This is a genomic window from Rhodococcus sp. YH3-3 (assembly GCF_001653035.1).
Lineage (GTDB): Bacteria > Actinomycetota > Actinomycetes > Mycobacteriales > Mycobacteriaceae > Rhodococcus_F > Rhodococcus_F qingshengii.
The window spans coordinates 1,415,404-1,429,981 of record NZ_BCWH01000001.1 but is presented as its reverse complement, the minus strand read 5'-3'; the positions used below and the strand labels follow the sequence as shown (position 1 = coordinate 1,429,981).

The following is a 14,578-nucleotide window of genomic DNA, read 5'->3' as shown; positions in this document are numbered from 1 at the left end:
CGCTGAGAAATCAGTGCGACCCGCATTTTTCGGCTTTCGAGCTAACGTGGACCGCGCAGACGAAGATGCACCATCAACCGGAAGCGGACGTTGGGGTCGTCGAGATCCAACGCGGCCATACCCTTCAACTTGCTGAGGCGATACCGAAAGGTGTTGGGGTGCACGTGCAATGACGCCGCGGCGTCACCGACATCACCGAACGCGTTGAGCCACGCATCGAGAGTGTCCACGAACGAGGTCGCATGAGCGGCGTCGTGGCTGGCGATCGCCTCGATCGGTCCGAGGTCCGAGAACCCTTCGGCTGCAGCTTCCGACGCGATCTCCAACAGGATGGCATCGACGTGGACGCTACTGAAGGTGGCGACGCTGCCCGACGCTCGTCCCGCCAACAACACTTCGAGGGCATGTTCGGCGTCGCGCTTCGATCGGCTCAGCTGCGCCGGTCTGGTCACGACCCGGCCGATCCCGATGATCGTGTCGCCGGACGCTCCGGTGCGGTCCAGGAAGTCCGAGGCCACACGGAACGCCTGCAACTCGGCCTCGGCCGGGGAATGCCCTCGCACAGACAGCACCGCGTAGCCGGTTCCGTTGACCAAGGCTGCCGCCGACTGCGAGTGGACGGCGCCGAGGTGCATGGCCAGAGCGTCGGTCAGTCGCACCACGTGGGCGGCATCGTCCGGCTTCGACGATCCTTCGAAAGACCTACGACCCAAAGCCATCACGAGTGCGGGGCCGGTCCCGAGACCGAGGCGATTCATCGCGTCGACCGCACCTGACCCACCGTCGAGAAGGGTTGCGATCAGGTCTGCGCGCAGTCGGCGCTCGGCGTCGGCGCCGCCGCGCAACCGCAACATCTGCAGCGCGATCAACCCGGCAGAATCGCGCAACGCACGCATACGGTCGTCGGACATCGGCTCACCGGTTGCCACCCACATGGAGCCGAGGAACTCGTCGCCGGCTCTGATGGACACGGCGATACGACCCATTTTCGTACCGAGGGTCTCGGCCGAGACCCACACCGGATCGTCGCTGCGATAGAGCCGGTCGAAGACCCCGGCCTCTTCGAGCACTCGAATGTACTGGTCAGGAACTTGCCGCTCCAGAACGGTCGCGATACGTGGACCGTCTCCTTCTTCCTGGCGGCCGGAGAAGGCGATGACCCGTGAGCTGCGGTCCTCGATCGTGATCGGCGCATCGAGAAGTGCGCTGACAGCGTTGGCGAAGGCGAACAGATCGCCGGCCGGGCCACCTCCGCGTGAATGGATGTGCCCGACTTCGTTTCGGGCCGAGAGCACCGAATGAAGCAGGCTTGTCAGCTGAACCCACGAGACTCCACGCGCCAAGGCCAACAGCACGACGCCCGAGGCGATGACGGATTCGCGGTCCGCATCGCTGACCTCGGTGGTCACTCGCGCGACCACCACGCGTACTCCGCGCTCGGCCAGGCCGGCCACGGACTCCGCGATACGTTCGCCTCCGGTGACGCCGACGAGCAGCACCATGGAGTCCGGTGTCGAGGGTGAGTCGTCGTCGGGGTCGTGAATGACCACCGAGGCGATCTCCTGGACCGCCTCCGGGTCGCCGACAACCGGATTCAGCACCGTAGTTCCCACGTCTTCGAGAAGCCGCACCAAACTGATGCGAGGTCGTACGGTGCCCACGTCTATCACTCCTTCGTCCGGTGAACGAAGTGTGTCATAGTGATTCGTCAAAGCCGATCCATGCCGATCCATTCGACCGACGTGGTAATTGCTTCGAGCAGGGCGGGGATCGGTTCGACGCCGATACCCGGTCCTTCCGGAACCTTCACGTAACCGTTGTCGAGTACGAACGGCTCGGTGATGTCTTCGGCGAAGTACCGGTCGGAAGCCGATGTATCGCCTGGTAGGACAAATCCGGGGAGCGCGGCAAGCGCGACGTTGGCGGCCCTGCCGATTCCGGTCTCGAGCATTCCGCCGCACCACACGGCAATTCCGTTGGCCTTGCAGACGTCGTGGATACGACGCGATTCCAGATAACCGCCCACACGTCCCGGTTTGATGTTCACCACGCTGCACGCACCGATGGCCAGCGCGTCGGCCGTGACCTTCGCGGAGGTGATCGACTCGTCGAGGCAGACCGGCGTCCGCATCATCTCGGCCAGCCTGGCGTGGCCGCGCAGTTCCTCTTCGGGAAGCGGCTGCTCGATCAGCAGGAGGTCGAAGTCGTCGAGCCGCTGGAGATGGCGGGCGTCAGCCAGGGTGTACGCGGTGTTCGCGTCGACCTGGAGGAGTACGTCGTCGCCGAACCTCTCGCGGACTGCGCGAACCGGCTCGATGTCCCAGCCCGGTTCGATCTTCAGTTTGATGCGCAGGTATCCGGCATCGAGGAACCCGCCTACCTCCTCTAGCAGCTCATCGATCGAATTCTTGATACCCACCGAGACACCCGCGGGTACGCGATCGACCACCGCGCCCAGGTACGAAGACATGCTCGTCCCGGCAGCCCGTAACTCGGCGTCGAGAAATGCGGTTTCCAGTGCCGCTTTGGCCATGGGGTGCCCGGCGAACTGTTCCATCGTCGCGCTCAGTGCGTGCACGTCGGGATCGGTGAGTTGACCCAGAGACGGAATCAGGAACTTACGAAGGACTTCGGCGGCGCCGTCCGTGTATTCGGAGCAGTAGCGAGGCTCGGACATCGCCACGCACTCGCCCCAGCCCTCCGACTCCGAGGTGACTACCTTGACGAACAACACGTCCTTGGTGGTCTCGGTGCCGAACGAGGTACGGAACGGCGCTTTCAACGGCATTGCCGCCCGGCGTAATTCAACTCCGTCGATCTTCACGATGTAACCTCCGCTGTTGTCCTGCCTGCCTGTGTTCCCGGCGCACGGTCCAGCACGTACTTTCCGGTTCTGGTAACTGCGAGAACCACTCCGTTCTCGGCGAGCACACCACCGAGAGTCTCGCGGACTGCCAGGCGCCAGTCGTTCGCCGCCGCCGGGTCCGACTTACGCAGTGTGTACACGTCATTCGGTGTAGCCACCGTGACGAATCGATTCTTGGTCGACTTCAACACGGGCAGGCCGGCTTCGGAGACGGACAGCAGTTCGCTCGCCCCCAAGGACTCGGGAGTCGGGACTTCTCCCGAACCGGCGACGACGTCGGAAACCTTGCTGCTACCGATTTCCCAGTCGATCAGCAATCGGTCGCTGTCTGCGCCGCCGTTGAGACTGTCGTTCATCGGCGCGTAGAAACGCGGCAGATACTGGATCGGGAGCGCACCGAGTTTCGAGACGTTGAAGTAGGCATTGCGTGCGACGAGCGGGTCGAAAGTCCACCGCACGTGGAGAATTCCCCGTTCCAGTGCCCACGCTCGCTGGAACAGTTTCAACGCGAGGCCGATGTGCCCGTTCTGCACGTTCGGGAGGATCCCCGTGATGTGCGAATGCAAAGAACGATGTTGCGGTTCCTCGAAGAATGCAACCGAGCCGCCGATCAAGTCGCCGCCACGAAACGCGCCGGCGACGTAGTTACCGGAGTGTGCGAGCGCTTTCATCATGTCCCGATGGACGGGAGGGTTACCGCTCTCCGGCTGCCATACCTTCTCGAACAGACCGAATACCTGTTCCAACTCGGCATGCCCGGTGACGGTTTCGATAGTCACACATGCAAGCAGGGCGGCCTGCTCGGCCTGGCTGATTGCTTGCCGCATCCTTGAAGGCGATACACCTCCGAATGGTTGAACGGTCTTGCGTTGGACATTGTTCGGCGACGTCATAGTCACAGTCCTCCCTCCAGGATTCGAGTCACCAGACCGGCCAACAAGGTGGCGCGCGGGATCATCTGATCTATCTCTACGTGTTCTGTCGCTGCGTGGGCGCCACCGCCGACGGCACCGAGGCCGTCCAACGTGGGAGTTCCTACTGCGGCAGTGAAATTTCCGTCCGATGCACCGCCGACGGCGCAGTCGCGCAGCATCCCCAAACCGCTCTCACTGCTGACCTGGTGAGCGAGAAAGTACAGCTTCTCCGAAGACACTGATTCCAGTGGTCCACGGTTGGGGCCTCCGGACACCGAAATTCGACTTTCGGCCAGCGCCGGTGTCAGTGCACGGATCGAACGGTCGATGCGTTCCTGTTCCTTCGCCGACCACATGCGAACGTCACACCACAGTTGCGCTTGCGCTGCAACAGTATTGGTGGTCGTGCCGCCACTGATCACGGACGGCACCACCGACGTTCCCGCCGCCGGGTCCGCGAGCTCCACCACGGCCTGAATCTGGTGTGCGAGCTCCACTACAGCGTTCACACCTCGTTCCGGTTCCAGTCCGGCGTGTGCAGCGCGTCCCTCGATGTCGACGCAGTACAGCGACATACCCTTGCGCGCGGTCTTCACTGCGCCGTCGGCTGCGGCTTCGAGGACCAGCACCGCGTCGACCTGACGTGCTTGCTCCTCGATCAGTGCGCGCGAGGTCGGGGAGCCGATTTCCTCGTCGGAATTGAGGAGCACGACCACCCCGTCGAGCGACGGAAGCGATGCGAGCGCGTGGAAGAGCTGGACGATGCCGGCCTTCATGTCGAAGACTCCGGGTCCGGTGGCGATGTTGTCGGTGACAGACCAGGGCAACTCCGCGAGCGTTCCGAGCGGCCAGACGGTGTCGAAATGGCCCAGGAGCATCACCTTCGGCTCCGCGCCGAACGACCAACGCAAGTGCTGGCGCCCGTCGATGCGGATACGTTCGGGGGTGCTTCCGAGGTGGCGTTCGCCGATTTCGGCCACCACGTCCGCACATGCATCGACTGCGCCGAGATCGGAACTGGGCGACTCGGCGGTTACCAACGCCGCCAGGTCTGCCACCATTGATTTCTTGTCCACTCCGACGCTCTCCTGTCACCGACTTGCAACTTCGCAGTCAAGCTTGGTCGAAGCGACCCTGTCGGATCTTGTCCAAGACTCCTGTCCTTCGGGCTCGGATTCGTCGTGTGTCACGAACAGCTGGGTGTCATCAAGCAGCTGGGTGTCATCAAGCAGGTGTGTCAGGTACCGATCTCTGTTCGGGCGGCAAACAGCTCGGGAAAGAAGCTCAACTCCAGCGCACGTTGCAGGAAGCCGGCACCACCACTCGAACCGCCGGTCCCCTTCTTCATGCCGATCACCCGCAGCACGGTCCGAAGGTGCCGGAACCGCCACAGCTGAAAGCTCTCCTCGAGGTCGACCAACTCCTCGAACGCCTCGTACGCCGTCCAGTGCTGTTCGACGTTCTCGTAGATTGCTTTGACCAGCGGAATCAGTTCGTCGTTTCGCACGTAGGGCGCGCTGACGTCTCGTTCGAGAGCCGACGCCGGAACGTCGTACCCCTGCCTGGACAGGTACCGCCAGAACTCGTCGTACAGTGTCGGCTCCCCGAGCAGGGTCTCCAACAATCGATGGGCGGACGGATCCGATTCGAACACCTTCAGCATGCCCGCGTTCTTGTTTCCGAGCACGAATTCCACGGCGCGGTACTGGTACGACTGGAACCCCGACGAGTTGCCGAGAACGCCCCTGAACTCCGCATACTCCGCCGGCGTCAGTGTCGCCAACACCGACCACTGCTCGGTCAAGGTGGCCTGAATATGTTTGACACGTGCGATCCGCTTGAACGCAACCCGAATGTCGTCGGCAGCGATCGCTGCTCTGGCCGCCCGAATCTCGTGGAGAAACAGCTTGAGCCACAACTCGCTGGTCTGGTGCTGAATGATGAACAAGAGTTCGTCGTGGTGTTCCGGCTCGCTCACCGGGTGCTGCGAATCCAGGAGGGTGTCGAGTCCGAGGTAGGCCCCGTAACTCATCTTCCCGGAAAAATCGGTGACGACGTCGTCTTCGATCTTTCGTGTGCCGTCCGTTGCCGACATCTTCGGTCTCCTTGTCAGAATTTCGCCGGGGTCTGAGGAACGATCATGGCCACCAATGCGGCAGCGCTCGTCGCTCCGACCAGGACTCCGAATGCAGCCATGCACGAGAACTGGTCCACCATCCATCCCATCACGAGCGGGGTGATGAAACCGGCGAACTGACCACAACCGTTGATCAAACCCATTCCGGAACCGAGGAATTCGGCCGGAAGTGCCCGCAACGGCATCGCGAAGATCGACATCGAACACAGACCGCTGATGCCTAGAGCCAACGTCTCGTAGAACGTGAACATCGCGACGGTGTCAGCGGTGGTCATCAGGAACAAAAGGACTGCCGACGTGGCCATACACGGAACCAGAAGGATCCTGGCCCGGTCGTGGAAGTACTTGTCCACCAACCGCCCGCCCACAATCGTGGCCAGCGCCGTGACGATGAAGGGGATTGCGGCAAAGATTCCCGTGTCGATCAGCGAGAGTCCCTTGTCGTTGAGCAGATAACTCGGCACCCAGGTCATCAGCCCGTACGCGGACATGTTGGCCAGGCAGAACAGAATCGCGAACTTCCACACCGACGCGGACTTGAACACGGCGGCGCGAGAGTGCTCGCTCGCCAGAGGTTGCAAGGCTGCCTCGGGATCTTCCGAGATTTCGGTGTCCAGCGGTGCGGGCAGCACCAACCACACCACCGTGCCGATCACTGCGCCGACGATCGCCACCAGCCAGAACGCGTCACGCCACCCCACGGCCATGAGGACCGGCGCGATGATCAGCGGTGCGATACCGGGGCCGAGGTTGTTGGCGCCGAGCATGAAACCCATCGCGGTCGCTCTGGTTTTCGGACGCGTCCGCTCAGCCAAAGCCTTGAACGACGCCGCTGGAAAGAGCCCCTGGCTGATGCCGAACATCGCACGCATTACCATCAGCGAGACGAGACCCCACGCGAACCCTGTCAACGCTGTGAACACCGACCACAGGATCAAAGCAACGATCAACAGGGGCCTGGGTCCGAAGCGGTCGGCCAACATTCCGCCGGGGACCTGCCCGAGCATGTAGAAGATCGCGAATACCGAGACCACGCCACCCAACTGCGTACTGCTGAGCGAGAATTCGTCGCCGATCATCGGAAGCGCAAGCCCGATCATGACGCGATCCACCATGTCGATCAACCAGATGGTACTGAGCAGCCCCACCGTAACGGTGGTCGTGCGACGAATCGACTTGTTGTCCATCATTTTTCGAACCGAACCGTCGCTCACCCGCGACGGTGCTTCCACTGTGACGCGTTCCGCCTTCATCAAGCCTCCCGAATTGTCTTGTGTCGCATGGACTGGAACATTGAAAAGACTGATGAAGTGTGACAGCGAACACGTCTACCGCATTGGTCCGTTTCACCAATAGCCGAAGCAACGTTTGGTCGGTCGGAACATGTTCTGCCCCAGGAGATGACAAATGCCGCCGGCGCACACGGCGTCGGCGGCATTTCGCGATGGAGTCGCTACTTCATCACGTGCGATTGGCGACTGCCACGATCGTCGAGACGCCTGCGGCTGCAAGCCGGGCATTGACAGTGATCAGACCGAGAATGTCGTCGACGCTGCCGAGTGTGTGCGAAATCGTACGATCCGAAATCCGTCGCGAGCCGGGAACAGCCTCGGCGAGTTCAGCTCCCGTGGTGGTGGGGTGAACGATCTCGAGGGTCCATTCGTCACGCAGCTCGACCGGCTTCAGTGTGTCGGCCTTACGCACTGCGCGCTCGGCTCCTGCTCGGATCTGCTCGCACGCCAGCGACGGCGGCAGCGAATTGGTTGCCGACCATCCATGTGCCTTCTTGACCTCGACGGTCTCGGTTGTCGGCGAGGCCGCGTCGACCAAGCCGCAGATGATGTCGTCACCCGTCACCAGGCCGACGGGAACGCCCTGGGTGGCAGCGTAGAGGGTGTTGACGTCGGTCTCCGAGACGGACTTGCCGTCGAGGCGGACGTCGGCGAACAAGCTCGAGAACGTGTGCGCCAGGACGCCGGGCCCACCGGCTGGTGCGTGATAGCCGACAAACAGAGCGACGTCGTGATCGGACGTCAGTCCCTCCGCCATGCACTGCATCTTCGGTGTTCCGAAGATCAGACGCGCCCGTGGATCCAGGTCGGCGTGAAGCAGATTGTCCATCGTTCCGTGGCTGTCGTTGACCAGGACGCTCGTCGCACCGGCGTCGAACGCACCGGCGATCGCGGCATTGGTCTCGGCGGTCATGAGCATCTGCGCACGGTGGTAGCCGCCACCGCCGCGGATCGTCTGATCGAGCGTCGCGATACCCGCGATACCCTCCATGTCCACCGAAATATAGACGTGCATTCCTGTCCTCCATCGATCTCAATCGGCTGAATTGATAACTTCGCTTTCACCTTCACACTCGAGCGCATCCGTTTCTTGTCCGCTCGAACGGTGAGTCGGCCTCCATTTGGGACGTTCACACCAGAATCCGATACCCGAGCCGTGAAACCATCGGGACATTCGCCGGGCCAGGCGGTTCGACCAACGACAGGAGTGCAGCGCTGATGCAGGTCCACGACATCGTGTTCACCGGCGGCCGTGTCGTCGATCCCGCATCGGGGACCGACGAGGTTCGGGGCATCGCGATCACCGACGGCAAGGTCTCGGCGTGGGGTCGCGACGCGATCGAAGCCCGGCAGACGATCGACGTGACCGGTCAGGTCATCTGCCCCGGATTCATCGACCTGCACAGCCACGGACAGGAAATCGCCGAGCAGCGACTTCAGGCATTGGACGGAGTCACGACGGCCCTCGAACTGGAAGCCGGCGTCATTCCTGTTGCAAAGGCATATGCCCGGGCCGGCGCCGAGGGCCGCCCGATCAACTACGGCTACGCGACGTCGTGGGCGCACGCCCGAATGATCGAACTCTCAGGGGCCGATCCCGACGGCGACATCAGAACGCTCCTGCACCATCTCGGTTCCCCGAGCTGGCAGGGCGAGCCCACCGCCTCCCAGCGCGCCCACATTCTCGAACTCCTCGAAAACGATCTGGCCGCAGGCGCTCTCGGCATCGGCGTGGTGGTCGGGTACGCGCCGAAATCCGATCCGGTGGAGTACCTACAGGTGGCGGATCTCGCGGCCCGAGCCGGCGTTCCCACCTATACCCATGCGCGCCCGCTCATCTCGGCCGATCCGTCGAGCCCGGTGGATGGTGCCGTCGAAATCGCCCGTGCAGCAGCCGAAACCGGCGCACACATGCACTACTGCCACGTCAACAGCACCTCGGGAATGCACGTCGACCACGCGCTGTCGGTGGTGGCACAGGTTCAGGCAGCCGGATCGCGCGTCACGACGGAGGCGTATCCGTACGGTTCCGGGTCGACGGCCGTCGGAGCTGCGTTTCTCGATCCCGACAAGCTGCACCTGATGAATCTGACACCACGGTCGCTGACATTCGTACCCACCGGTGAACGTATCGCGGACCGCAAGCAGCTGGAACATCTTCGGGCCACCGACCCCGGTGGGTTGGTGCTGGTGGAGTTCCTCGACGAGAACGACACCGTGCAGCGCGAATTCCTCGAACGGGCGATGACTTTCGATCGCGCCGCCATCGCGAGCGACGCGATGCCACTGACCTGGCCCGGCCGTTCGCCTGCCGACGCATTGCAGTGGCCACTGCCGAAGAAGGCGCTCGGCCACCCCCGCGGCGCCGGCACCTATGCACGTGCGATTCGTACGCTGTACCGCGAGCGTCGGCTGCTGTCGCTGTCGGAGATCATCGCGCGCTGCTCGTTGATCCCTGCGCAGATTCTGGAGGAGTCGGTTCCCTCGATGGCGACGAAAGGCCGGATCAGCCCCGGTAGCGACGCGGACATCCTCGTTTTCGACCCCGAGCGAATCACCGACAACGCCACGTACATCGACGGCACCCGCCCCTCCACCGGTATCAGCCGCGTGCTGGTCGGCGGAGTACCCGTCGTCGAAGACGGTGTCGTGGTCCAGGACGCGTTGCCTGGTCGCCCGGTACGCCGCTCGTAGCCGGATCTCATTCTGACCTGCATAGTTCTGACAGAAAGTCACCACACATGAACACATCGTCTGCAATCAACGGCACAATCGATGCCATGACGGATTTCGCGAACCCCCCGATCGGTTGGCAGCACAAGGCCTTCGGCACCGACCTCGAAGGTCGCGACGGTTCCGACCTCGAGCCGCTGGGGATCTCGGCACTCGACGGCAACCTCCTGCTACCCGTGATGACACTCAACCGTGCAGCGATCGCGCACAATGTCGACCTCATGGCGCAGTTCTGCTCCGACCACGATGTGGATCTGGCGCCTCACGCGAAGACCACGATGAGCCCCGAACTGGTTCGACGGCAGCTCGACGCCGGGGCTTGGGCGATGACGGCGGCAACCGTTGCGCAGGCACGCATTCTGCGTGAGTTCGGTGTGGACACCATCATCATCGCCAGCCAGGTTCTCGATCCCGCCGGTATTCGGTGGATCTGCGACGCCCAGGCCACCGACCCCGATTTCTTCGTCACCACCCTCGTGGACTCGGTCGAGAGCGTCCGCCTGATGGAACAGTTGATCGCAAAAGTCTCACCGGCCAGCCGTATCCGGGTTCTCGTCGAACTCGGCTACGACAGCGGACGCGCGGGCGCTCGCACTGTCGAGCAAGCACTCGACGTCGCACGCGCAGCATCGCAGGCACCTTCGTTGATACTCACCGGAGTCGAGGGGTTCGAGGGCATGATGCCCGGAGCCTCGGTAGCAGCCCGCCGTATCTCCGTCGATTCGTATCTCAAATCCGCGCGGGTTTTCACGGAAATCTGTGTGGCCGAGAACCTGTTCGAGAACAACTCCGCGAAGGCTCCCCAGCCACTGGTCACTTTCGGCGGCAGTGCGTTTCACGATCTCGTTGTGCGCGAACTGGCCGGACGGTGGGCACTCGACAACGGTGTACGCATCGTGCTGCGCAGCGGTTGCTATATCACCCATGATCACGGTCTCTATGCCGAAACTTCGCCGTGGGCTGACGGTCCGCGAACTCTGCAGGGAGCCGCAGAGGTCTGGGGTGTAGTGCTCTCCATACCTGAACCCGGACGGGTGATCCTGGGCTTCGGCCGCCGCGATGTCGGTTCCGACGCAGGCTTTCCCATAGTCCTGTGGCGCCGACGCGACGGATCCAACCGATCAGCACGAGAGCTGACGATCACCGCACTCAACGACCAGCACGCGTACGTCGACGTTCCGGCTGCCTTCGACGTGAAGGTCGGCGATCTGCTCGGTTGCGGAATCTCGCATCCCTGCACCACATTCGACAAGTGGTCACTGATTCCCGAGGTCGATTCGGATTACCGCGTCGTCGGTACGGTGCACACCTACTTCTGAGGGGCCGGTTGCGGTAATCCGGCGTCAGTCGTCCTTCGGGTCACGCGGCAATTCGACGCGGAACGTCGTCCCCTGCCCGAGGGAGGTCTCGACGCTGACGGTTCCGTCGTGCGCTGCAACCAAAGCCGAAACGATGGACAGGCCGAGACCGGCGCCCCCGGTCTCACGGGTGCGAGAGGTGTCGGCGCGGTAGAAACGCTCGAAGATCCGCGCGGCATCCTCGTCACTCAAACCCTGACCGGTATCCGAAACCTCGACCACCGCGGAGTTCTCGGTCGTACCGACACGAACGGTGACCTGCGCATCCGGCGGCGTGTGTTTGATCGCGTTGCCCACCAGATTGGCGACTACCTGACGCAGCCTGGCCTCGTCACCATGCACTTCGGGCAGGCCTGGGCCGCCGGTCATCTGAAGTTCGACAGTTCGATCCGGTGCGATCGCTCGTGCCGCCTGTACCGAATCCGCCGCAACTGCAAGCAGATCCACAGGCTTGTTCTCGAGTGGACGCTGTTCGTCGAGTCTTGCCAGCATGAGCAGATCTTCGACCAGAAGTCCCATCCTCGACGCCTCGCCCTCGATCCGGTTCATCAGCGTTTCCGTATCAGTCATGGCGCCTTGGCGATACAACTCGGCGAACCCACGAATAGTCGTCAAGGGTGTGCGCAACTCATGGCTCGCGTCGCCGACAAACCTACGCATCTTCTCCTCGGAACGCCGGGCCGATTCCTCCGAAGCCTCGGTCGCGGCAAATGCGTGTTGAATCTGCGCGAGCATTCCGTTGAGCGCCACGGACAGTCGACCGACCTCGGTGCGGTCATCGCGCTCCGGAACACGTCGATGAAGGTCGCCGGCGGCAATGGCAGCGGCGGTCTCCTCCACCTCGACAAGCGGACGGAGGCTCCGACGAACCACGAAATACGCTGCGCCGCCGAGGATCAGCAGGACAACGAGGCCGATGCCGAGTTGCAGGCCGACCAAGTCGTCGACGGTCTGCTCGTTATCTGTCAGTCGCACACCGATAGTCGTGGTCGTGCCGTCGCGGACCGTCGTGAGAACCCGCCAGTTCACGTCCGAACCGTCGCTCGATCCGACGGTGATCGGGCCGTTGGTGGAATCTTTCGACAGGTCGGGTTCGGTCGTCGTCGACTTGTCGTTCAGGATGATCACCCGTCCGTCCGGGGTCACGGTCCGAACGAAGAAGGGGCTGGGTGGGCGGGTGCCCGGGCCGACGTCACTGGGCGGCTGCAGGTCTCTGCTGTGCGGCTTTGCCCAACCGTCGACCGCTTCGTACAGCGTTTTGTCGGTTCGCTGGGTCAGTGAATTCTCGAGAGCAGAAGTGACCGCTACACCCGACGCCAACAGACCCAGCGCGGCCAACACCAGCAAGGCCGCAACCAGGGTGAAGCGCAGCGGCAGTGAATGGAGACGGAAACGACCCCGCTTCGGAAGCTGATCGTTTTCCGCGGCGGCGATCATTGCCGCGGTTCACGCATCACGTAGCCGACCCCACGCAATGTGTGAATCAGCGGTGTCTCCCCCGTGTCCACCTTGCGCCGCAGGTAGGAAACGTAGGACTCGACAACTCCGACCTCCCCACCGAAGTCGTAATTCCAGACGTGGTCGAGAATCCGCGGTTTGCTGAGAACCGTCCCGGCGTTGACCATGAAGTATCGGAGCAGTGTGAACTCGGTGGGCGAGAGTGCAACCAACTCGCCCTTCTTCCAGACCTCGCGGGTGTCGTCGTCGAGTTCGATGTCGGCGAACTTCACCCGCGGCGACTGCTCCGGCGCGACACCGCGACCGGCGCGGCGCAGGATGACCCGCAACCGCGTCACGACTTCTTCGAGGCTGAACGGCTTGGTCACGTAGTCGTCCGCGCCGAGGGTCAGGCCGCTGATCTTGTCGTCGAGCGAATCCTTCGCCGTCAGAAACAGGACGGGCGCGTCCACACCGTCGGCGCGCAGGCGTCGAAGCAGACCGAAGCCGTCCATCCCGGGCATCATGACGTCGAGAACGATCGCGTCGGGACGGAATGTCCGTGCGACGTCCAGGCCTTGGGCGCCGCTCGAAGCAGTTGCCACCTCGAAACCCTGGAATCGGAGGCTCACGGAGAGCAACTCCACGATGGTGGGTTCGTCGTCGACAACGAGGATGCGGGCTTCGGGGGTCTTGTCGGTCACGAGAACCATCCTCTCCCCTGCCACTGGATTCCCGCTGTATGTTCCCTGGGAGCTTCCTGTGAACGGCCGAGTGCATGTGATGGACTAGGTACAGGTGAAAAGCCGGGTGCAGGTGAAAAGCCGGGTGCAGCTGAAAAGCTGGGGTGCAGGCCCACGAATCGGAAGGATGCGGCATGTCACTACCCCCACTGTGGAACATGGGGTGCTTGACCTGGCGTATTCCTCTGTTCACCAACAACTCCGATACCGGCGAGGATCCCGGCTTCGCGCCACCGGAGTCTTGGGCACAGGCCCTCGCAGGTGTTGCCCAAGATCTGCGTTGCCTGCGATTCGGACCTGAAGTTGTTGTCGACCGTTTGATCTGGGAATTTTCGATCAACAGCGACTACAACGTCACGATCGGCTGGCAAGGCACACGTGACATCAGCGGATTCAGCTACTTCAACGCACTGTCGATGGAGACTGCATTCGCGGACGCTGCGGTGTGGGTCGCCGACGCAGTTCAGACAAATTTGGCCGGCTACGACTTCGTTCAGTGGCCGAGTCGAGGACGCCATCTGCTGGTTCCTCGACTTCGGGACGGGGAACCGGTGTGGATTGATCCGCACGGCGATGTGACGATAAGTCGTATAGGCGAGTTGTGCAAGAATTCGACGAATTATGCAGCAACGTAGCCCAGTTCAAATCGCTCAGCTCTACGGTCCTGTGGCGTCCGCGCTGGTCGGCGGTGTGGTAGCCGCGTACGCAGTGGCCGAGTCCCGAGTTGACGACTTCTCCTTCTCCGACGCCGGCGTTATCTCGGTGGTGATCACGCCGCAGTGGGCGGGAGCAACTGCCGCGGTGGTTGCGGCCGTCGGCGTAGCGCTACTGCATCGCTGGGGACGTGGCGGTCTCGCGAGTGTCTTCGCTGTAGTCGGCGCCCTCGCCATCGCGCTACCTGCATTCGTCCCCGTCTCCGCCCAGATTTCGGTGACCTGAACGCAGTCGGAGCAGGCGCTTTCCTCGCGGCAGCGGCATTTCCGACGAAGGGGCACCGCGGAGCACAAACCGCTCTCGGACTCGGCGTAACCACGACGACCCTGTACTTCGGCGCAGCGGACTTGTGGCGCGATCGCGTCCCCAGGTGGTCGCTCACAC

General features: G+C 62.8%; 13 protein-coding genes. 4 read left to right on the top strand and 9 right to left on the bottom strand.

Annotation, left to right across the window (positions count from 1 at the left end):
- Positions 1–41: 41 nt before the first annotated feature.
- The 7 genes from YH3_RS06640 to YH3_RS06610 all read right to left on the bottom strand — a co-directional run bounded on the left by YH3_RS06640 (position 42) and on the right by YH3_RS06610 (position 8,224).
- Positions 42–1,661, bottom strand: a complete 1,620-nt coding sequence (locus YH3_RS06640; protein WP_003945928.1) for a CdaR family transcriptional regulator — start codon at positions 1,659–1,661, stop codon at positions 42–44.
- A gap of 47 nt (positions 1,662–1,708) precedes the next feature.
- On the bottom strand, positions 1,709–2,824 hold the full coding sequence (gene menC, locus YH3_RS06635) for an o-succinylbenzoate synthase (RefSeq protein WP_064443147.1): 1,116 nt from the start codon (positions 2,822–2,824) through the stop codon (positions 1,709–1,711).
- Positions 2,821–3,693, bottom strand: a complete 873-nt coding sequence (locus tag YH3_RS06630) for a GNAT family N-acetyltransferase (protein WP_063836232.1) — start codon at positions 3,691–3,693, stop codon at positions 2,821–2,823. The genes menC and YH3_RS06630 overlap by 4 nt, the downstream gene beginning before the upstream one ends.
- Positions 3,694–3,761: 68 nt before the next feature.
- Positions 3,762–4,856, bottom strand: a complete 1,095-nt coding sequence (locus YH3_RS06625; protein WP_003945833.1) for a M20 family metallopeptidase — start codon at positions 4,854–4,856, stop codon at positions 3,762–3,764.
- Between the two features lie 161 nt (positions 4,857–5,017).
- Positions 5,018–5,875, bottom strand: a complete 858-nt coding sequence (locus tag YH3_RS06620; RefSeq protein WP_003945883.1) for a tryptophan 2,3-dioxygenase — start codon at positions 5,873–5,875, stop codon at positions 5,018–5,020.
- Positions 5,876–5,889: 14 nt separating this feature from the next.
- Positions 5,890–7,170 (bottom strand): MFS transporter, encoded by a 1,281-nt coding sequence (locus YH3_RS06615; RefSeq protein WP_064443146.1) that lies wholly within the window; start codon positions 7,168–7,170, stop codon positions 5,890–5,892.
- A 208-nt stretch (positions 7,171–7,378) separates the two neighbouring features.
- A complete protein-coding gene (locus YH3_RS06610; protein ID WP_007734371.1) occupies positions 7,379–8,224 on the bottom strand; it encodes a M55 family metallopeptidase in 846 nt (281 codons plus the stop codon).
- A 203-nt stretch (positions 8,225–8,427) separates the two neighbouring features.
- On the opposite strand from YH3_RS06610, the gene YH3_RS06605 reads away from it, so the two are divergent.
- Both YH3_RS06605 and YH3_RS06600 read left to right on the top strand, forming a co-directional pair.
- On the top strand, positions 8,428–9,903 hold the full coding sequence (locus tag YH3_RS06605; protein WP_064443145.1) for an amidohydrolase family protein: 1,476 nt from the start codon (positions 8,428–8,430) through the stop codon (positions 9,901–9,903).
- 47 nt (positions 9,904–9,950) lie between these two features.
- Positions 9,951–11,261 carry an alanine racemase gene (locus YH3_RS06600; protein WP_064443144.1) on the top strand — a complete coding sequence of 437 codons (1,311 nt, stop codon included), beginning with the start codon at positions 9,951–9,953 and terminating at the stop codon, positions 11,259–11,261.
- A gap of 24 nt (positions 11,262–11,285) precedes the next feature.
- On the opposite strand, the gene YH3_RS06595 is transcribed toward YH3_RS06600, so the two are convergent.
- On the bottom strand, positions 11,286–12,737 hold the full coding sequence (locus tag YH3_RS06595; RefSeq protein ID WP_003945873.1) for a cell wall metabolism sensor histidine kinase WalK: 1,452 nt from the start codon (positions 12,735–12,737) through the stop codon (positions 11,286–11,288).
- Positions 12,734–13,450 (bottom strand): response regulator transcription factor, encoded by a 717-nt coding sequence (locus YH3_RS06590; protein ID WP_007734368.1) that lies wholly within the window; start codon positions 13,448–13,450, stop codon positions 12,734–12,736. The genes YH3_RS06595 and YH3_RS06590 overlap by 4 nt, the downstream gene beginning before the upstream one ends.
- Before the next feature lie 164 nt (positions 13,451–13,614).
- Here YH3_RS06590 and YH3_RS06585 point away from each other — a divergent pair, with 164 nt between their 5' ends.
- Together YH3_RS06585 and YH3_RS36595 are read left to right on the top strand one after the other, a co-directional pair.
- Positions 13,615–14,115: a hypothetical protein gene (locus YH3_RS06585; RefSeq protein ID WP_064443143.1), complete on the top strand. Its 501-nt coding sequence runs from the start codon at positions 13,615–13,617 to the stop codon at positions 14,113–14,115.
- The gene (locus YH3_RS36595) at positions 14,102–14,419 is read left to right on the top strand and encodes a hypothetical protein (protein WP_238592530.1); all 318 of its coding nucleotides are present in this window, start codon (positions 14,102–14,104) and stop codon (positions 14,417–14,419) included. The genes YH3_RS06585 and YH3_RS36595 overlap by 14 nt, the downstream gene beginning before the upstream one ends.
- Positions 14,420–14,578 lie beyond the last annotated feature (159 nt).

What these genes read in the sequence shown, in the direction of transcription:
- YH3_RS06630 (WP_063836232.1), bottom strand. Translation starts at nt 3,693, where the DNA reads ATGCGGCAAGCAATCAGCCAGGCCGAGCAGGCCGCCCTGCTTGCATGT.
- YH3_RS06620 (WP_003945883.1), bottom strand. Translation starts at nt 5,875, where the DNA reads ATGTCGGCAACGGACGGCACACGAAAGATCGAAGACGACGTCGTCACC.
- YH3_RS06615 (WP_064443146.1), bottom strand. Translation starts at nt 7,170, where the DNA reads ATGAAGGCGGAACGCGTCACAGTGGAAGCACCGTCGCGGGTGAGCGAC.
- YH3_RS06610 (WP_007734371.1), bottom strand. Translation starts at nt 8,224, where the DNA reads ATGCACGTCTATATTTCGGTGGACATGGAGGGTATCGCGGGTATCGCG.
- YH3_RS06605 (WP_064443145.1), top strand. Translation starts at nt 8,428, where the DNA reads ATGCAGGTCCACGACATCGTGTTCACCGGCGGCCGTGTCGTCGATCCC.
- YH3_RS06600 (WP_064443144.1), top strand. Translation starts at nt 9,951, where the DNA reads ATGAACACATCGTCTGCAATCAACGGCACAATCGATGCCATGACGGAT.
- YH3_RS06595 (WP_003945873.1), bottom strand. Translation starts at nt 12,737, where the DNA reads ATGATCGCCGCCGCGGAAAACGATCAGCTTCCGAAGCGGGGTCGTTTC.
- YH3_RS06590 (WP_007734368.1), bottom strand. Translation starts at nt 13,450, where the DNA reads ATGGTTCTCGTGACCGACAAGACCCCCGAAGCCCGCATCCTCGTTGTC.
- YH3_RS06585 (WP_064443143.1), top strand. Translation starts at nt 13,615, where the DNA reads ATGTCACTACCCCCACTGTGGAACATGGGGTGCTTGACCTGGCGTATT.
- YH3_RS36595 (WP_238592530.1), top strand. Translation starts at nt 14,102, where the DNA reads ATGCAGCAACGTAGCCCAGTTCAAATCGCTCAGCTCTACGGTCCTGTG.